The sequence below is a fragment of the Agromyces sp. NBRC 114283 genome, from assembly GCF_030268405.1.
Taxonomy (GTDB): domain Bacteria; phylum Actinomycetota; class Actinomycetes; order Actinomycetales; family Microbacteriaceae; genus Agromyces; species Agromyces mediolanus.
This window is the reverse complement of record NZ_BSQP01000001.1, coordinates 2672728-2690618: the sequence shown is the minus strand read 5'-3', so window position 1 is coordinate 2690618 and position 17891 is coordinate 2672728. Positions and strand designations below refer to the sequence as shown.

General features: G+C 70.5%; 14 protein-coding genes and 1 rRNA gene. 13 read left to right on the top strand and 2 right to left on the bottom strand.

Annotation, left to right across the window (positions count from 1 at the left end):
* Window positions 1-16: 16 nt before the first annotated feature.
* The 11 genes from QSJ60_RS12980 to QSJ60_RS12930 all read left to right on the top strand — a co-directional run bounded on the left by QSJ60_RS12980 (window position 17) and on the right by QSJ60_RS12930 (window position 12790).
* Complete coding sequence (locus QSJ60_RS12980; RefSeq protein ID WP_189086010.1) at window positions 17-673, top strand: amino acid ABC transporter permease; 657 nt, start codon at window positions 17-19, stop codon at window positions 671-673.
* On the top strand, window positions 670-1572 hold the full coding sequence (locus tag QSJ60_RS12975; RefSeq protein WP_230766639.1) for an amino acid ABC transporter permease: 903 nt from the start codon (window positions 670-672) through the stop codon (window positions 1570-1572). The genes QSJ60_RS12980 and QSJ60_RS12975 overlap by 4 nt, the downstream gene beginning before the upstream one ends.
* 46 nt (window positions 1573-1618) lie before the next feature.
* Window positions 1619-2659: a phenylalanine--tRNA ligase subunit alpha gene (pheS, locus tag QSJ60_RS12970; protein ID WP_230766642.1), complete on the top strand. Its 1041-nt coding sequence runs from the start codon at window positions 1619-1621 to the stop codon at window positions 2657-2659.
* 2 nt (window positions 2660-2661) lie between these two features.
* On the top strand, window positions 2662-5187 hold the full coding sequence (gene pheT, locus QSJ60_RS12965) for a phenylalanine--tRNA ligase subunit beta (protein ID WP_285463867.1): 2526 nt from the start codon (window positions 2662-2664) through the stop codon (window positions 5185-5187).
* A 280-nt stretch (window positions 5188-5467) separates the two neighbouring features.
* Window positions 5468-6511 carry an N-acetyl-gamma-glutamyl-phosphate reductase gene (gene argC / locus QSJ60_RS12960; protein WP_285463866.1) on the top strand — a complete coding sequence of 348 codons (1044 nt, stop codon included), beginning with the start codon at window positions 5468-5470 and terminating at the stop codon, window positions 6509-6511.
* On the top strand, window positions 6508-7665 hold the full coding sequence (argJ, locus tag QSJ60_RS12955; protein ID WP_285463865.1) for a bifunctional glutamate N-acetyltransferase/amino-acid acetyltransferase ArgJ: 1158 nt from the start codon (window positions 6508-6510) through the stop codon (window positions 7663-7665). Before argC ends, argJ begins: the two co-directional genes overlap by 4 nt.
* Before the next feature lie 2 nt (window positions 7666-7667).
* A complete protein-coding gene (gene argB / locus QSJ60_RS12950; protein WP_230766653.1) occupies window positions 7668-8591 on the top strand; it encodes an acetylglutamate kinase in 924 nt (307 codons plus the stop codon).
* Complete coding sequence (locus tag QSJ60_RS12945) at window positions 8588-9772, top strand: acetylornithine transaminase (protein ID WP_285463864.1); 1185 nt, start codon at window positions 8588-8590, stop codon at window positions 9770-9772. Before argB ends, QSJ60_RS12945 begins: the two co-directional genes overlap by 4 nt.
* A gap of 23 nt (window positions 9773-9795) precedes the next feature.
* Window positions 9796-10731: an ornithine carbamoyltransferase gene (gene argF / locus QSJ60_RS12940; protein ID WP_285465325.1), complete on the top strand. Its 936-nt coding sequence runs from the start codon at window positions 9796-9798 to the stop codon at window positions 10729-10731.
* Window positions 10728-12176, top strand: a complete 1449-nt coding sequence (argH, locus tag QSJ60_RS12935) for an argininosuccinate lyase (RefSeq protein WP_285463863.1) — start codon at window positions 10728-10730, stop codon at window positions 12174-12176. The genes argF and argH overlap by 4 nt, the downstream gene beginning before the upstream one ends.
* A gap of 8 nt (window positions 12177-12184) precedes the next feature.
* The gene (locus QSJ60_RS12930) at window positions 12185-12790 is read left to right on the top strand and encodes a DNA-3-methyladenine glycosylase (protein ID WP_285463862.1); all 606 of its coding nucleotides are present in this window, start codon (window positions 12185-12187) and stop codon (window positions 12788-12790) included.
* 18 nt (window positions 12791-12808) lie between these two features.
* Here the strand turns inward: QSJ60_RS12930 and QSJ60_RS12925 are convergent, their stop codons facing one another.
* Entirely contained in the window at window positions 12809-13402 is a 594-nt protein-coding gene (locus QSJ60_RS12925; protein WP_230766669.1) for a hypothetical protein, read from the bottom strand.
* Window positions 13399-14067, bottom strand: coding sequence for a DNA-binding protein (locus tag QSJ60_RS12920; RefSeq protein WP_285463861.1), 669 nt, complete (start codon window positions 14065-14067; stop codon window positions 13399-13401). Before QSJ60_RS12920 ends, QSJ60_RS12925 begins: the two co-directional genes overlap by 4 nt.
* Before the next feature lie 76 nt (window positions 14068-14143).
* On the opposite strand from QSJ60_RS12920, the gene tyrS reads away from it, so the two are divergent.
* Both tyrS and QSJ60_RS12910 read left to right on the top strand, forming a co-directional pair.
* Window positions 14144-15445: a tyrosine--tRNA ligase gene (tyrS, locus tag QSJ60_RS12915; RefSeq protein ID WP_285463860.1), complete on the top strand. Its 1302-nt coding sequence runs from the start codon at window positions 14144-14146 to the stop codon at window positions 15443-15445.
* A gap of 577 nt (window positions 15446-16022) precedes the next feature.
* A 16S ribosomal RNA gene (locus QSJ60_RS12910) occupies window positions 16023-17547 on the top strand.
* Window positions 17548-17891 lie beyond the last annotated feature (344 nt).

Genomic DNA, 17891 nt, shown 5'->3' with positions numbered 1-17891 from the left:
ACCGCGGAGGAGCACGATGGGCATCATCACCGACAATCTCGACCTCTGGTCGTCGACCCTGCTCGGCACCCTCGTGCTGTTCGTCGCGGGCGGGCTGCTCGCGCTCGTCCTCGGCACGCTCGTGGGGGCGATGCGGGTGTCGCCCATCCCGGTCGCCCGGGCGGTCGGCACCTTCTACGTCAACACCATCCGCAACACCCCGCTCACCCTCGTCTTCTTCGCCTTCGCGTTCGCGCTGCCGCCGCTGCTCGGCCTCCGGCTCACCGGCGACGTGTCGCTGACCCTCGCGATCTGCGCGCTGGGCATCTACACCGCCACCTACGTGGCCGAAACGATCCGCTCCGGGATCAACACCGTGCCCGTCGGGCAGGCGGAGGCGGCGCGCGCCCTGGGCCTCACCTTCGGGCAGGTGATGACGCTCGTCGTGCTGCCGCAGGCGTTCCGCTCGGTCATCCCGCCCATGATGAGCGTCTTCATCGCCCTGCTGAAGAACACGACGGTCGCGGCGGGCTTCTCCGTCGTGAACCTCGGCTCGATCCGCAGCTACCTCAGCGAGCGCGGCGAGAACCAGTTCGTGGCGATCCTCTGGGTCATGGTCGTCTTCGTCGTGCTCGTGTTGCTGCTGTCCTGGGCGCAGCGAGCGCTCGAGAACCGTTGGAAGGTGGCGCGATGAGCAGCGTCCTGTACGACGTCCCCGGCCCCCGCGCCATCGCGCGGAACCGCATCCTCGGCGTCATCACCGTGCTCGTGGTGCTCGCCATCCTCGGCTTCATCGTCTGGCGGCTCTGGGACACCGGCCAGTTCTCCGCCGAGAAGTGGGACGCCTTCACCTACTCGAACGTCTGGCTGCAGATCGCGCTCGCCACGGGGCGCACGCTCGCCGCCTTCGCCGTCGCCGCCGTCGGCGCGCTCGCCCTCGGCTTCGCCCTCGCGATCGGACGGCTCAGCGACCACCCGTGGTTGCGCGGGCCGATCGGCGCGGTTGTCGAGGTGCTGCGGGCCGTCCCCGTGCTCGTCTTCATGTTCCTGCTGTACTACGGGCTGCCGGTGCTCGGCATCCGCATGGAGCCGTTCTGGGCGGTCGTCATCGCGCTCATCGCGTACAACGGCTCGGTGCTCGCCGAGGTGATCCGCGCGGGCGTCGAGTCGCTGCCGCGCGGCCAGAGCGAGGCCGGCTACGCGATCGGCCTGCGCAAGGCGGCCGTGATGCGGCTCGTCCTGCTGCCCCAGGCGATCCGCGCGATGATGCCGGTCATCATCGCCCAGCTCGTCGTCACGCTGAAGGACACGGCGCTCGGCTACATCATCACCTACCAGGAGCTGCTGTTCTACGCCCGCTACATCGGCTCGCAGTCGACGTACGGCTCGCCGATCGTGCCGGCGACGATCGTGGTCGGCGCGATCTACATCGCCCTCTGCCTCATCCTCTCCTTCGTGGCGAACCGGGTGGAGCGGCGGCTGCGCCGGACGGCGAAGCTCGGCAAGGGCGTCGCCCCGGCGGACGACGCCATGACGGCGACGCGCGCGGTCGCGGTGCAGGCCGGGCTCGACGACCCCGAGCCGCGCCGCTGAACGCCCGGCATCGCCCGGTCGCAGCGGCCGACTAGACTCGATCTTCGTGCCAGAGCCCACTGAAATCACCGAGCCCGCGGTCGCCGCGGCCGTCGACGCCGCCCTCGCGGCGATCGCCGCCGCCGGCGACTCCGCCGCGCTCAAGCAGGTCCGCGCCGAGCACACCGGCGAGAAGTCGCCGCTCGCTCAGCTGAACGCCCTGCTGCGCAGCGTCCCCAACGAGCAGAAGGCCGCCCTCGGCAAACTCGTCGGCAGTGCGCGCGGGCGCGTGAACCAGGCGTTCGCGGCTCGGGAGGCCGAGATCACCGCCGCCGAGGCCGAAGCGCGCCTCGCCGCCGAGGCCGTCGACGTGACGGCGCTGCCCTCGCGCTACACGGCCGGCGCGAGGCATCCGCTCGCCCTGCTGCAGGACCGGGTGACCGAGATCTTCACCGGCATGGGCTGGGAGATCGCGGAGGGCCCAGAGGTCGAGAGCGAGTGGTTCAACTTCGACGCGCTGAACTTCGACCCCGATCATCCCGCGCGGGCGATGCAGGACACCTTCTTCATCGACCCGCCCGAGCAGCACCTCGTGCTGCGCACGCACACGAGCCCCGTCCAGGTGCGCTCGATGCTCGAGCGCGAGGTGCCGATCTACGTGCTCGCGCCCGGCCGCGTCTACCGCACCGACGAGTTCGACGCGACGCACCTGCCGGTGTTCATGCAGTTCGAGGGCCTCGCGGTCGACCGCGGCCTGACGATGGCGCACCTGAAGGGCACGCTCGACCACTTCGTCAAGGCCGTCTTCGGCGAGGAGGCGAAGATCCGCCTCCGCCCGAGCTACTTCCCGTTCACGGAGCCGAGCGCGGAGCTCGACTTCTGGCACCCGACGTTCAAGGGCGGGGCGCGCTGGATCGAGTGGGGCGGCTGCGGCATGATCCACCCGAACGTGCTGCGCTCCGCGGGCATCGACCCCGAGGTCTACTCGGGCTTCGCGTTCGGCATGGGCGTCGAGCGCGGCCTGATGCTCCGCAACGACGTCTCGGACATGCGCGACATGGCCGAAGGCGATATCCGCTTCTCCCAGCAGTTCGGAATGGTGGTCTGACGATGCGAGTGCCGCTCAGCTGGCTCGCCGAGTACGTCGAGCTCGTCCCCGGGACGACGCCCGAGGACGTCCACGCCGCCCTCGTGAAGGTCGGCCTCGAAGAAGAAGAGGTGCACGGCTTCGAGCTCCAGGGCCCGATCGTCGTGGGCGAGGTGCTCGAGTTCGTCGAGGAGCCGCAGTCCAACGGCAAGACGATCCGCTGGTGCCAGGTCCGCGTCGCGCCCGAGGGCGAGACGGCGGCCGACGGCGGCGACGCCGTGCACGGCATCGTCTGCGGCGCCCGCAACTTCTTCGCCGGCGACAAGGTCGTCGTGACCCTGCCCGGCTCGGTGCTGCCCGGCCCGTTCCCGATCGCGGCGCGCAAGACCTACGGCCACGTGTCCGACGGCATGATCGCCTCGGCGCGCGAGCTCGGGCTCGGCGAGGACCACGACGGCATCCTCCGGCTCGCGGAGCTCGGCATCGACGCGCCCGTCGGCAGCGACGCGATCGAGCTGCTCGGCCTGAACGACGCCGCGGTCGAGATCAACGTCACGCCGGACCGCGGCTACGCCTTCTCGATCCGCGGGGTCGCGCGCGAGTACGCGCACGCCACGGGGGCCGCCTTCCGAGACCCGGTCGCCCTCTCGGCGCCGGCGGATGCCTCGGGCGAGGCCTTCCCCGTCGTCATCGCCGACGACGCGCCGATCCGCGGCCGCGTCGGCTCGAGCGTCTTCGCGACCCGCATCGTTCGCGGGGTCGACCCCTCGCGGCCGACGCCGCCCTGGATGGTCGCGCGGCTGAAGCTCGCCGGCATCCGCTCCTTGTCGCTCCTCATCGACATCACGAACTACGTGATGCTCGAGTTCGGCCAGCCGATGCACGGCTACGACCTCGACACGCTCGTCGGCGGCATCACCGTGCGCCGGGCCCGCGAGGGCGAGACGATCGAGACCCTCGACGGCAAGCAGCGCACGCTGCACGCCGAGGACCTGCTGATCACCGACGAGGCCGGGCCCATCGGGATCGCCGGGGTGATGGGCGGCGCCCGCACCGAGATGAGCGACACCACCAGGAACGTCCTCATCGAGGCCGCGAACTTCGACACGGTGTCGATCGCGCGCGCCGCGCGCCGGCACAAGCTGCCGAGCGAGGCCTCGCGCCGCTTCGAGCGCGGGGTCGACCCGGAGATCGCCGCGGCCGCCGCGAGTCGCGTCGCCCAGCTCATGGTCGACCTCGCCGGCGGCACCGCCGACCCGGTCGGCGGACTGATCGACGAGACGCCCGCCCGCGAGGCGATCGCACTGCCCGACGGCTACGTCTCCGGCCTCATCGGCGTCGAGTACAGCGACGCCGAGATCCGCGACGCCCTGGCCGAGATCGGCGCCCGCGTCGACGAGGCCGAGGACGGCCTCGCGGTCACGCCGCCGAGCTGGCGCCCCGACCTCACCGGCAAGGCCGAGCTCGCCGAGGAGGTGGCGCGGCTCGTCGGGTACCACCGCATCCCCTCGGTGCTCCCGGTCGCGCCGCCGGGACGCGGGCTCACCCGCGCCCAGCGCCTGCGCAAGCGCACCGCCGACGTCCTCGCCGCCGGCGGCGGCACCGAGGTGCTCGCGTTCCCGTTCGTGGCCGAGCGCGACAATGCGGTGTTCGGCAGCGCCGACGGCGAACCGGTCGCCTCCGTCCGCGTCGCGAACGCACTCGACGCGAGCCGCCCGTTCCTCCGTCGCTCCCTCCTCCCCGGGCTCATCGAGATCGCGCGCCGCAACCTGTCGCGCGGCCTCGTCGACCTCGAGCTCTTCGAGCTGGGCCTCGTCTTCCTGCCCGAGGCGGGCCGGGCGTACGGCACCGCCGTGCTGCCGGCGGCGGCCGCGCGGCCGAGCGACGCCGAGCTTGCCGCGCTCATCGACGGCATCCCGCCGCAGCCGCGTCACGTCGCCGTGCTGTTCACGGGCGACGTCGTCGAGAAGCAGCCCGGCCAGCCCGCCGTGCCCGCCGGGCTCGCCGACGCGCTCGACGCGGTGCGCCGCATCGCGCTCGCGACCGGCGGAGAGATCGAGGTCGTGCAGGGCCGTCACCAGGCGATGCACCCGGGCCGCACCGCGGAACTCCGCGTCGGCGGCGTGCGCATCGGCTACGCCGGCGAGCTGCACCCGACCATCGCCGAGGAGGCCGACCTCCCGCGCGTCGTCGCGGTGGCCGAGCTCGACCTCGACGCGCTCATCGTCGCGACCGACCGCACCGTCGAGGCGAGCCCCCTCGGCACGCACCCCGCGGCGACGCAGGACCTGTCGCTCGTCGTGCCGATCGAGACGTCGGCCGCCGAGGTCGGCGCCGCCGTGCGCGAGGGGGCCGGCGAACTCCTCGAGGCGCTGCACCTCGTCGACGACTATCGGGGCCAGGGCGTGGCCGAGGGCAGCAAGAGCCTCACCTTCGCGCTCCGCTTCCGTGCGGCCGACCGCACGCTGACCGCCGCGGAGGCGAGCGAGGCGAAGCTCGCCGGCGCCCGGCTCGCGGCCGAGCGCTTCGGCGCGGCCATCCGCGACTGAGCCGCGGAGCACCGTCCGAACGGCCCCGCCCGGCACCCGCCGGTCGGGGCCGTTCGTCATCCGACGACCTCGGGTTTGGCATCCCTCCCGCGGAGTCGGTAGGGTCGCAGCATGTCCTCCCTTCGGTCCCTCGCCGCGGCGCAGCCTCTGCGCGCCGCCGCGCTGCGCGACCGACGCCGGGGCGCTCGCCGACGCTAGGCGACCCCGTGCACGGCGATGCCGCCGTGCACCGGTGTCGCCGGAGCCGACCCACGACCGCTCAGACCTTTAAGGTGGACTCATGACCTACTCCGTCGCCGTCTCCGGCGCGTCCGGCTATGCCGGGGGAGAGATCCTCAGGCTCCTCGCCGACCATCCCGAGTTCGAGGTGCGCACCGTCACCGCGCATCAGAACGCGGGCCAGCCGCTCGTGCAGGTGCAGCCGCATCTGCGCAGCTACACGCATCTCACGCTGCAGGAGACGAGCGCCGCGACCCTCTCCGGTCACGACCTCGTCTTCCTCGCCCTGCCGCACGGCGCCTCGGGCGCGGTCGCGGCGGAGCTCGCCGACGACGCCCTCGTCATCGACTGCGGCGCCGACCACCGCCTCGAGAGCGCCGCCGACTGGGCCGCGTTCTACGGCGGCGACTTCCACCGTGCGTGGACCTACGGCGTCCCCGAGCTGCCCCGGCTCTCCGGCACCCAGCGCGACCGGCTCGCGAAGACCCGGCGCATCGCGGCGCCCGGCTGCAACGCGTCGACCGTGGCGCTGTCGCTCGCGCCCGGCATCCGAGCCGGGGTCGTCGAGCCGACCGACCTCGTGAGCGTCCTCGCCGTCGGGCCCTCGGGCGCCGGCAAGAGCGCGAAGACGCACCTGCTCGCCTCCGAGATCCTCGGCTCCGCGAACCCGTACGCGGTGGGCGGCACGCACCGGCACATCCCGGAGATCCAGCAGGCGCTCCGCTGGGCGGGGGCCGCGGCGCCGACGATCTCCTTCACGCCGGTGATCGTGCCGATGTCCCGGGGGATCCTCGCCACCTCGACCGCACGCATCGTGCCGGGCACGAGCGCCGCGGCGGTCCGGGCGGCCTGGGAGGACGCGTACGCGGGGGAGCGCTTCGTGCAGCTGCTGCCCGAGGGCCAGTTCCCGCGCACCGCCGACGTGCTCGGCGCGAATACGGCGCTGTTGGGCGTCGCCGTCGACGAGGCCGCGGGCCGCGTCGTCGTCGTCACCGCCGTCGACAACCTCGTCAAGGGCACCGCGGGTGCCGCCATCCAATCCGCCAACCTCGCGCTCGGCCTCGCCGAGTCGACCGGCCTCCCCGTGAACGGAGTCGCCCCGTGACCGTCACCGCCCCAGCAGGCTTCGAGGCGGCGGGGATCGCCGCCGGCATCAAGCGCTCCGGCGCACTCGACCTCGCCGTCGTGGTGAACCGCGGCCCCGCCCAGCAGGCGGCCGTCGTGTTCACCGCGAACCGCGCGCAGGCGAACCCGATCCTCTGGTCGAAGGAGGCGGCGAAGGACGGCCTCGTCTCCGCCGTCGTCCTGAACTCCGGCGGCGCGAACTGCTTCACCGGGCCCGAGGGCTTCCAGGTCGTGCACCGCACCGCCGAGGCCGTGGCCTCGGCGCTCGGGGTGGCCGCCGGTGACGTCCTGGTCTGCTCGACCGGGCTCATCGGCGAGCAGCTCGACGGCGAGGTCCTCGAGGAGGGCGTGCTCTCGGCCGTCGCCCGGCTCGGCGCGGACGACGGCTCGGGCGACGACGCCGCGCGGGCTATCATGACGACCGACACGAAGCCGAAGACCGTGATCGTCGAGGGCGCCGGCTGGCGCATCGGCGGCATGGCCAAGGGCGCCGGCATGCTGGCGCCCGGGCTCGCGACGATGCTCGTCGTGCTCACGACCGACGCGGTGCTCGACGCCGCGGCCCTCGACCGGGCGCTGCGCAGCGCGACCCGGGTGAGCTTCGACCGGCTCGACTCCGACGGCTGCATGTCGACGAACGACCAGGTCACGCTCCTGTCGAGCGGGGCCTCCGGCGTCGTCCCCGACGAGGCGGAGTTCGCCGACGCGCTCGCCCGGGCCTGCCTCGACCTCGCCGCGCAGCTGCAGGCCGACGCCGAGGGGGCGAGCCACGACATCACCATCGAGGTGCGCGGCGCGGTCACCGAGGACGACGCCGTCGAGGTCGGCCGCTCGGTTGCGCGCAACAACCTCTTCAAGGCGGCGATCTTCGGCAACGACCCGAACTGGGGCCGGGTGCTCGCCGCGATCGGCACCACCTCCGCCCCGTTCGACCCCTACCTCGTCGACGTCTCGATGAACGGCGTGCGCGTCTGCCACGCCGGCCGGCCCGACCGCCCGCGCGACGAGGTCGACCTCGCGCCGCGCGCGACGCACGTGCTCATCGAGCTGCACAACGGCCCGGCGACGGCGACCATCCTCACCAACGACCTCACGCACGACTACGTGCACGAGAACAGCGCGTACGCGAGTTGAGCATGACGGAGCAGCGCGATTCCGGCGCAGACGCGGATGCCGCGTCGAAGGCGCAGACCCTGATCGACTCCCTGCCGTGGCTGAAGCGCTTCCACGGCGAGACGATCGTCGTGAAGTTCGGTGGCAACGCGATGGTGAGCCCCGAGCTCCAGCGCGCCTTCGCCGAGGACATGGTCTACCTCCGCTACGCGGGTGTGAAGCCCGTCGTCGTGCACGGCGGTGGCCCGCAGATCTCCTCGATGCTCGGCCGGCTCGGCATCGAGAGCGAGTTCCGCGGGGGATACCGGGTGACGACGCCCGAGACGATGGACGTCGTGCGGATGGTGCTCTCCGGGCAGGTGAACCGGGAGCTCGTGAGCCTCATCAACGAGCACGGCCCGCTCGCCTCCGGGCTCTCGGGCGAGGATGCGGGCCTCTTCACCGGCCGCCGCCGCGGTGCCGTCGTCGACGGCGAAGAGGTCGACCTCGGCCTCGTCGGCGACGTGGTCGCGGTCGACCCGGCGCCCGTGCTCGCGCAGCTCGCGGCGGGGCAGATCCCGGTGGTCTCCTCGATCGCGCCCGACGGCGAGCACCCCGGGCAGTCGCTCAACGTGAACGCCGACTCCGCGGCTGCCTCGCTGGCGGTCGCGCTCGGCGCGGCGAAGCTCGTCATCCTCACGGACGTCGCGGGCCTCTACCGCGACTGGCCGAACCGCGATTCGCTCGTATCGGTGATCGACGCCGACGAGCTCGCGGCGCTGCTGCCCTCGCTCGAGTCCGGCATGATCCCGAAGATGACCGCGTGCCTCGAAGCGGTGCACGGCGGGGTCGCGAAGGCCGCGATCATCGACGGCCGGGAGCCGCACTCGATCCTGCTCGAGGTGTTCACCACCCAGGGCTCCGGCACGGAGGTCGTGCCGGCGACGACGAAGGAGACCGCGGCATGACCGCCTGGCAGCCGCGCTTCGAAGCGCGCATCATGCGCTCGATCGGGCTCCCGCTCGCGAAGCTCGAGCGGGGCGAGGGCGCGTGGGTCTGGGACGACCAGGGCACCCGCTACCTCGACTTCCTCGCCGGCATCGCCGTGAACGCCCTCGGCCACGCGCACCCGGTGTTCGTGCAGGCGGTGTCCGAGCAGGCGGCGAAGCTCGCGCACGTGTCGAACTACTTCACGACCGAGCCGGCGCTCGAGCTCGCCGAGCGGATCGTGCGACTCGCCGGCGCGGGCGACGCGGGCCGGGCCTGGTTCGGCAACTCGGGCGCCGAGGCGAACGAGGCGGCCTTCAAACTCGCGCGACTCAACAACGGCGGCGGCGCGCGAACGCGGGTGCTCGCGCTCGTCGACGCGTTCCACGGGCGCACCATGGGTTCGCTCGCCCTCACCGGCAAGCCGCAGATGCGTCAGGCCTTCGAGCCTCTGCCTGGCGGCGTCGAGCACATCCCCGCGACGATCGAGGCGCTCGAGGCATCCGTCGACGACGCGGTCTCCGCGCTGATCCTGGAGCCGATCCAAGGGGAGGCCGGCGTGGTCGAGCTGCCGGAGGGCTACCTCGAGGCGGCCCGGGAGCTCACCAGCCGGCACGGCGCCCTGCTCATCGTCGACGAGATCCAGACCGGTGCGGGCCGCACCGGCGCCTGGTTCGGCTTCCAGCACGCGGGCATCACACCCGACGCCATCACGGTCGCGAAGGGGGTCGGCGGCGGCTTCCCGATCGGCGGCCTGGTCACCTTCGGTGCCGCCTCGGAGCTGTACCAGAAGGGCATGCACGGCTCGACCTTCGGCGGCAACCCGCTCGCGACCGCGGTCGCGAACGCGGTGCTCGGCGAGATCGAGCGCGCCGGGCTCGTCGAGAACGCCGCGCGGCGTGGGATCGAGCTGCGCGAGCGCGTGCTCGGCCTCGGCTCGTCCCTCGTTTCCGGCGTCCGCGGGCGCGGGCTCCTCGTCGGCGTCGGCCTCGCCGAACCGGCGGCCCAGGCCGTCGTCGCCGAGGCGATGCGCGAGGGGCTCATCGTGAACGCCGCTAACGACCACACCATCCGGATCGCGCCGCCGCTCACGATCGGCGACGCGGAGCTCGACGAGTTCGAGGCGCGGTTCGGCCGCGCGCTCGCCGCCGTCGCCGGATGACCGCACGCAACGAACGGATGCCGATGACCCGCCACTTCCTCCGCGACGACGATCTGAGCCCGGCCGAGCAGGCCGAGGTGCTCGAGCTCGCCGCCCGGCTCAAAGCCGATCGCTACGCCGAGCGGCCGCTCGCCGGCCCGCAGACGGTCGCCGTGCTGTTCGACAAGACCTCCACCCGCACCCGCGTCTCCTTCTCGGTCGGCATCGCCGACCTCGGCGGCGTGCCGCTCGTGATCAGCTCCTCCGAGAGCCAGCTGGGCGGCAAGGAGTCGGTCGCCGACACCGCCCGCGTCCTCGAGCGGATGGTCTCCGCGGTCGTGTGGCGCACCTACGCCCAGTCGGGGCTCGAGGAGATGGCGGCGGGCACCACGGTTCCCGTCGTGAACGCCCTCTCCGACGACTTCCACCCCTGCCAGATCCTCGCGGACCTGCAGACCGTGCGCGAGCGCAAGGGCGAGCTCGCCGGGCTCACCCTCGCCTACTTCGGCGACGGGGCGAACAACATGGCGCACTCGTACCTGCTCGGCGGCGCGACGGCCGGGATGCACGTGCGCATCGCCGCCCCGGCCGACTACGCGCCGCGGGCCGACCTGGTCGCCGACGCCGAGCGCATCGCTGGGCAGACGGGCGGTTCGGTGACCGTGACGACGGATGCCTCGGCCGCGGCGCGCGGCGCCGATGTGATCGTCACCGACACCTGGGTCTCCATGGGCCAGGAGAGCGAGAAGGCCGAGCGGCTCGCGACCTTCGGCGACTACCGGGTGACCGCGCGGCTCATGGCCGAGGCCGACGCCGAGGCGGTGTTCCTGCACTGCCTGCCCGCGTACCGCGGGGTCGAGGTCGACGCCGAGGTCATCGACGGGCCGCAGTCCGTCGTCTGGGACGAGGCCGAGAACCGGCTGCACGCGCAGAAGGCGCTGCTGGTCTGGCTGCTCGCGAAGCAGGAGGAGGCACGATGACCGACGGCACGAACGCCGAGGCGCACGGCACGAACGAGGGCTCGCTCTGGGGAGCCCGCTTCGCGAGCGGCCCCTCGCCCGAGCTCGCCCGGCTGTCCAAGTCGACGCACTTCGACTGGCAGCTCGCCCGCTACGACCTCGCCGGTTCCCGGGCGCACGCCCGCGCGCTCGCCGCCGCGGGGTACCTGCAGCCGGCCGAGCTCGACGGCATGCTCGCCGGTCTCGACGCGCTCGAAGCGCGCATCGAGACGGGCGAGCTCGTCGCCGCCGAGTCCGACGAGGACGTGCACGGCGCGCTCGAGGCGGCGCTCATCGAGGTCGTCGGCCCCGAGCTCGGCGGCAAGCTCCGCGCGGGGCGCAGCCGGAACGACCAGATCGCGACGCTCGTGCGCCTGTACCTGAAGGATCACGCCGCCGTCATCGGCCGCGAACTGGTGCACCTGATCGACGCGCTCGTCGCGCAGGCCGACGCCCACCCCTCGGCGATCATGCCGGGCCGCACGCACCTGCAGCACGCGCAGCCGGTGCTGCTCGCGCACCACCTGCTCGCGCACGGCTGGGCACTCTCGCGCGACCTCGAGCGACTCGTCGACTGGACGAAGCGCGCCGACGTCTCGCCGTACGGCGGGGGAGCGCTGGCCGGCTCGACCCTCGGACTGGACGCCGCCGCCGTGGCGAGCGATCTCGGCCTCGCGAGCCCCGCGCCGAACTCGATCGACGGCACGGCGAGCCGCGACGTCGTCGCGGAGTTCGCCTTCGTCGCGGCCCTCATCGGCATCGACCTCTCGCGCATCTCCGAGGAGATCATCCTCTGGAACACCCGCGAGTTCGGCTTCGTGACCCTCGACGACGGCTACTCGACGGGCTCGTCAATCATGCCGCAGAAGAAGAACCCCGACATCGCGGAGCTCGCTCGCGGCAAGTCCGGACGCCTCATCGGCAACCTCACCGGCCTGCTGGCGACACTCAAGGCGCTGCCGCTCGCATACAACCGCGATCTCCAGGAGGACAAGGAGCCCGTCTTCGACTCCGTCGAGACGCTCGATGTGCTCCTCCCGGCCTTCACCGGCATGGTCGCGACGCTGACCTTCCACACCGAGCGGATGGCGGAGCTCGCGCCCGCCGGCTTCTCTCTGGCGACGGATGTCGCCGAGTGGCTGGTGAAGCGCCACGTGCCGTTCCGCGACGCGCACGAGATCACGGGCGCGCTCGTCCGTGCCGCGGAGGAGCGCGGCGTCGGCCTCGAAGACCTGGACGACGCCCAGCTCGCCGCGGTCTCGCCGCACCTGGTTCCCGAGGTGCGCGAGGTGCTCTCGGTCGAGGGCTCGGTCGCGAGTCGCGACGGCATCGGCGGCACGGCGCCCGCGCGCGTCGCCGAGCAGCTCTCGGCGCTCGCCGATCGCGTCCGCCAGCTCGTGGGGCAGCTCCCGGAGGCCGTGCGCTGAGCGAGCTCATGACGGCGTCGCGCTCCTTCTTCGAGCGCGACCCCGTCGAGCTCGCGCCGCTGCTGCTCGGCGCCGTGCTCAGCCACCAGACGCCCGAAGGCCGGGTCGCGATCCGCCTCTCCGAGGTCGAGGCGTACCGCGGCGTCGGCGAGGATCCCGGCTCGCACGCGAATCGCGGGCTCACGCCGCGCACCGCGGTGATGTTCGGCGAGGCCGCGCACCTCTACGCCTACTTCAGCTACGGCATGCACACCTGCCTGAACATCGTGTCCCGGCCGGCAGGCGAGGCCTCGGCCGTGCTGCTTCGCGGCGCCACCGTGGTCGAGGGAATCGAGCTCGCGCGGGTGCGTCGCGGCGGGGCATCCGATCGGGACCTCGCCCGCGGACCCGCGCGGCTCGCCATGGCGCTCGGCGTGCCGCTCGCGGCGACGGGCGCCGACCTGCTGGCGCCGCCGTTCGAGCTCCGCGTGCCGAGCGCGCCCGTCGCCTTCGCGACGGGACCGCGCACCGGCGTGAACGGGGCCGGCGGCGGTACCGCGTATCCGTGGCGGTTCTGGATCCCGGGAGATCCCGGCGTCTCCCCGTACCGCCGGCACGCCGGCGCGCACGCCTGAGCGGACTCGCGCCCGGCTTCAGCGCAGCACGAGGTGGGCGACGAGCCCGGCGGCGGCGGCCCAGATGAGGCTCGCGAGGGTGCCGATGATGAAGCGCTCCCGCGCTTCCGGGGCCTCGAGCTCGGTGAATCGGCCGACGCCCTTCACCGCGACGACGATCGCGAGCGCCTCGGGGAAGCCGGCGACGATCGCCCCGGCCGTCGCGAGCCGCTCGAGCACCCCGATCGTGCGTCCGCCGCGCAGCACTTCGCGCTGCGCCGGACGAGCGCCCGCGGCATCCTCGCCGTGCTTGGCGTCCACGAGGATGCCGCCGTGCAGCCCTTGCCGCACCGAGCCGCCCATCGCGAGGTCGAGCGCGACGGCGGCCGCGGGGCCGCCGCCGAACACCGCGACGGCGATCGCCGCCGCCGAGGTCAGCACGCCGATGCCGAGCGGGGCAGGGGAGGGCAGGCTCGCCGCGGCGACGAGTGCGAGCGCGAGCGCACCGGCTGCGAGCCAGAGGTGCAGGCGTCGGGGCCGCCAGTAGGCGAGCACCGCGAAGACGGTCGCAGCGCCCAGTGCGAGCGCGAGCAGGATCCATCCGAGCAGTTCGCCGAGGTACCAGGTGGTCACGGTCGTCCTTCCATCGGGGCGTCGGAGCCGGATGCGGCATCGAGGAGTTCGAGCAGGCGGGCGAGCGCGGGGAGGGCGTCGAGCTCGGTGCGGATGTTCGCCGACTTCATCCTCGCGCTGATCGCGGGGGCGCTGACGCCCAACTCGTCGGCGATGTCGGTCTGGCGGGCGCCGGCGCGGAGGCGGTCGTAGACTTCCCAGCCTTCGGGGGAGCGCCGGTCCCGGAGCACGAGGGCGAGCCGGAACAGCGCCTCGACGTGGGCGGCGTCCGCGGAGGCGGCCCCGATCGCGAAGCGCGGCGAGCTCTTCTTGGCGCGCTCGACCGCGTCCCTCGCGGCGAAGAACGCCGCGCCGCTCGCCTCCCGGATGTCGTCCGGCAGCGGTTCACGGACCTCGCCGACGCCCACCCCGACGCTCCAGTCGCCCGAACGCACGAGCTCGAGGACGATGTCGACGATGACGCCCGGGTCGTCGCTCAGGAGTTGCAGCTCGTCCCCGGCGTTCCGCGCGACCGGCAGCAGCAGGCGTTCGCCGTACGCGGCTTGGAGGCGGTCGCGCTCGCCGGCGGTGAGATCGGGCCGCGTGCGGCTCGCGACCTGGTCGGCGGTGACGACGATCACGGTGCTCCTCGGGGTCGGGACGAGCGGCCGGAGCGACCGCGTCATCCACCATAAGGATAGAGCATTAATCACGGATCAGTTAGCGACCCATCCTGAATCTCTCCGCTGGTAGCCTGACGTGGTGTCAGATCCCGAGATCCTCGCGACCCAGCAGAACGACGCCTCCTTCGAGGACGTCTGGGACGAGCTCGTCTGGCGCGGCCTCGTGCACGTGTCGACCGACCAGGCTGCGTTGAAAGAGCTCCTTTCCGGCGAGCCGATCACGTATTACTGCGGGTTCGACCCCACGGCGCCGAGCCTGCACCTCGGCAACTTGGTGCAGCTGCTCACGATGCGCCGGCTCCAGCTGGCCGGCCACCGCCCGCTCGGGCTGGTGGGCGGATCGACCGGGCTCATCGGAGACCCCAGGCCCACGGCCGAGCGCGTGCTCAACACGAAGGAGACCGTCTCGGAGTGGGTGGGCTTCCTGCAGGCGCAGGTCAGCCGATTCCTCTCGGCCGAGGGTCCGAGCGCGGTGCGTCTCGTCAACAACCTCGACTGGACCGCCGACCTCAGCGCCATCGACTTCCTGCGCGACATCGGCAAGTACTACCGCGTCGGCACCATGCTGAAGAAGGACGCGGTCGCGTCGCGGTTGAACTCGGACGCCGGCATCAGCTACACGGAGTTCAGCTACCAGATCCTGCAGGGCTACGACTACCTCGAGCTCTTCCGCCAGTACGACTGCGTGCTCCAGACGGGCGGCAGCGACCAGTGGGGCAACCTCACGAGCGGCACGGACCTCATCCACCGCGTCGAGAGCACCTCGGTGCACGCGATCGGCACCCCGCTCATCACGAACGCCGACGGCACGAAGTTCGGCAAGAGCGAGGGCAACGCCATCTGGCTCGATCCGGCCATGTGCAGCCCGTACCGCTTCTACCAGTTCTGGCTCAACACCGACGACGCCGACGTCGTGCAGCGCCTGAAGGTGTTCACCTTCTTGAGCCGTGCCCGCATCGAGGAGCTGGCGGAGCTCGTCGAGCGCGAGCCGTTCCGTCGCGAGGCGCAGCGGGTGCTGGCGCACGAGGTGACGACGATGGTGCACGGGGCGGAGGCCACGGCCGCGGTCATCGCGGCATCGCAGGCGCTGTTCGGGCAGGGCGAGCTCTTGGAACTGGATGCCGCGACCCTCGAGTCCGCGCTGCGCGAGCTGCCGAACACGACGACCTCGCCGGATGCGCCGATCGCCCAGCTGCTCGTCGACACCGGGCTGGTCGCCAGTGCGAGCGAGGCGCGCCGCGCGATCACCCAGGGCGGGGTCTCGCTCGACAACGTCCGCGTCGACGACGAGAAGGCGACACTCGAAGGGCGGGTCGCGCCGGGCGGCATGGCCGTGCTGCGGCGCGGCAAGAAGACCCTCGCCGGCATCTTCGTCGTCTGATTCGCGCGAATCCTCGAATCGGCCCCGTCTCCATCTCGGAGGCGGGGCCGATTCGCGTCCGGGGAGCGGTCCTCGAGCCCGCCTCGTGTTCCGGCTCGCGCAGCCCGGAATCCGGCGCTGATCCGGCACTTCCGTGTCGCATCGGCGGCAGCCGAATGCGCGACACGCCCGGGATGCGGGGCGAAGTTGCGGGGAGGTGGCGATCTCCGTAAAGTATTCATCTGTTGCCCCACAGCAGCGGGAAGAGCGAGAAGCTCACCGCTTCGAGGTGGCAGAACAATCCCGAGACATGAAGGTTCTTCCTTCTGTTCTCGAAGCATTCGGTTCCGTCCTTTCAGGATGCCCGGGTGAAGAACGATTGCTCCGAATGAGCGGCGTCTGACGTCGTGAAGCGGGTGCGTCCGTTTCTTGAGAACTCAACAGCGTGCACTATGTTCAATGCCAATTTATTGAACCCCAGCCTGTTTCGGCAGGTGGGATTCCTTTGATTGATGGACAATTTGATTTTCGAGTCAGTTGTTTCTCTGTCAGTGAACAAACTCTGGGTCGGGCTTTCGGGTCTGGTCTGAATCATTTTTTTTTGGAGAGTTTGATCCTGGCTCAGGACGAACGCTGGCGGCGTGCTTAACACATGCAAGTCGAACGATGAACTTGGAGCTTGCTCTGGGGGATTAGTGGCGAACGGGTGAGTAACACGTGAGTAACCTGCCCTGGACTCTGGGATAACTTCGAGAAATCGGAGCTAATACCGGATAGGACCTTGCACCGCATGGTGTGGGGTGGAAAGTTTTTCGGTTTGGGATGGACTCGCGGCCTATCAGCTTGTTGGTGAGGTAATGGCTCACCAAGGCGTCGACGGGTAGCCGGCCTGAGAGGGTGACCGGCCACACTGGGACTGAGACACGGCCCAGACTCCTACGGGAGGCAGCAGTGGGGAATATTGCACAATGGGCGCAAGCCTGATGCAGCAACGCCGCGTGCGGGATGACGGCCTTCGGGTTGTAAACCGCTTTTAGTAGGGAAGAAGCCTTCGGGTGACGGTACCTGCAGAAAAAGGACCGGCTAACTACGTGCCAGCAGCCGCGGTAATACGTAGGGTCCGAGCGTTGTCCGGAATTATTGGGCGTAAAGAGCTCGTAGGCGGTTTGTCGCGTCTGCTGTGAAAACTAGAGGCTCAACCTCTAGCCTGCAGTGGGTACGGGCAGACTTGAGTGGTGTAGGGGAGACTGGAATTCCTGGTGTAGCGGTGGAATGCGCAGATATCAGGAGGAACACCGATGGCGAAGGCAGGTCTCTGGGCACTTACTGACGCTGAGGAGCGAAAGCGTGGGGAGCGAACAGGATTAGATACCCTGGTAGTCCACGCCGTAAACGTTGGGCGCTAGATGTGGGGACCTTTCCACGGTTTCCGTGTCGTAGCTAACGCATTAAGCGCCCCGCCTGGGGAGTACGGCCGCAAGGCTAAAACTCAAAGGAATTGACGGGGGCCCGCACAAGCGGCGGAGCATGCGGATTAATTCGATGCAACGCGAAGAACCTTACCAAGGCTTGACATACACGAGAACGGGCCAGAAATGGTCAACTCTTTGGACACTCGTGAACAGGTGGTGCATGGTTGTCGTCAGCTCGTGTCGTGAGATGTTGGGTTAAGTCCCGCAACGAGCGCAACCCTCGTCGCATGTTGCCAGCACGTTATGGTGGGGACTCATGTGAGACTGCCGGGGTCAACTCGGAGGAAGGTGGGGATGACGTCAAATCATCATGCCCCTTATGTCTTGGGCTTCACGCATGCTACAATGGCCGGTACAAAGGGCTGCGATGTCGTAAGGCGGAGCGAATCCCAAAAAGCCGGTCTCAGTTCGGATTGAGGTCTGCAACTCGACCTCATGAAGTCGGAGTCGCTAGTAATCGCAGATCAGCAACGCTGCGGTGAATACGTTCCCGGGCCTTGTACACACCGCCCGTCAAGTCATGAAAGTCGGTAACACCCGAAGCCGGTGGCCTAACCCTTGTGGAGGGAGCCGTCGAAGGTGGGATCGGTGATTAGGACTAAGTCGTAACAAGGTAGCCGTACCGGAAGGTGCGGCTGGATCACCTCCTTTCTAAGGAGCACTGGATCAGCTTGCTGGTTCCAGGTCAGCCAGATTGAGGCGAACGTTCTCACTGGTTGCTCATGGGTGGAACATTGACATAGGTGCTCGTCTGAATGGTTCAGATCTAGTACGCCTTCTTTTGGGAGGGTTGGAACGGTTGGGGCTGGCCGGGCGGGTACGTGCACGCTGTTGGGTCCTGAGGGACCGGGCGCAGCCCCCGATTGGGGGTGGCTGGTTTCTTGCAGGCCTCTGCCGATGCTCACTGTGGTGGGCGGGTGTGGGGGTGCTGTTCGTCTGTTGAGAACTACATAGTGGACGCGAGCATCTTAGATTGACGCTCTTTCGGGAGTGTC

Excerpts from the sequence above, each read along its gene's own strand:
- QSJ60_RS12980 (WP_189086010.1), top strand. The coding sequence starts at position 17 with ATGGGCATCATCACCGACAATCTCGACCTCTGGTCGTCGACCCTGCTC.
- QSJ60_RS12975 (WP_230766639.1), top strand. The coding sequence starts at position 670 with ATGAGCAGCGTCCTGTACGACGTCCCCGGCCCCCGCGCCATCGCGCGG.
- pheT (WP_285463867.1), top strand. The coding sequence starts at position 2,662 with ATGCGAGTGCCGCTCAGCTGGCTCGCCGAGTACGTCGAGCTCGTCCCC.
- argC (WP_285463866.1), top strand. The coding sequence starts at position 5,468 with ATGACCTACTCCGTCGCCGTCTCCGGCGCGTCCGGCTATGCCGGGGGA.
- argB (WP_230766653.1), top strand. The coding sequence starts at position 7,668 with ATGACGGAGCAGCGCGATTCCGGCGCAGACGCGGATGCCGCGTCGAAG.
- QSJ60_RS12945 (WP_285463864.1), top strand. The coding sequence starts at position 8,588 with ATGACCGCCTGGCAGCCGCGCTTCGAAGCGCGCATCATGCGCTCGATC.
- argF (WP_285465325.1), top strand. The coding sequence starts at position 9,796 with ATGACCCGCCACTTCCTCCGCGACGACGATCTGAGCCCGGCCGAGCAG.
- argH (WP_285463863.1), top strand. The coding sequence starts at position 10,728 with ATGACCGACGGCACGAACGCCGAGGCGCACGGCACGAACGAGGGCTCG.
- QSJ60_RS12930 (WP_285463862.1), top strand. The coding sequence starts at position 12,185 with ATGACGGCGTCGCGCTCCTTCTTCGAGCGCGACCCCGTCGAGCTCGCG.
- QSJ60_RS12920 (WP_285463861.1), bottom strand. The coding sequence starts at position 14,067 with ATGACGCGGTCGCTCCGGCCGCTCGTCCCGACCCCGAGGAGCACCGTG.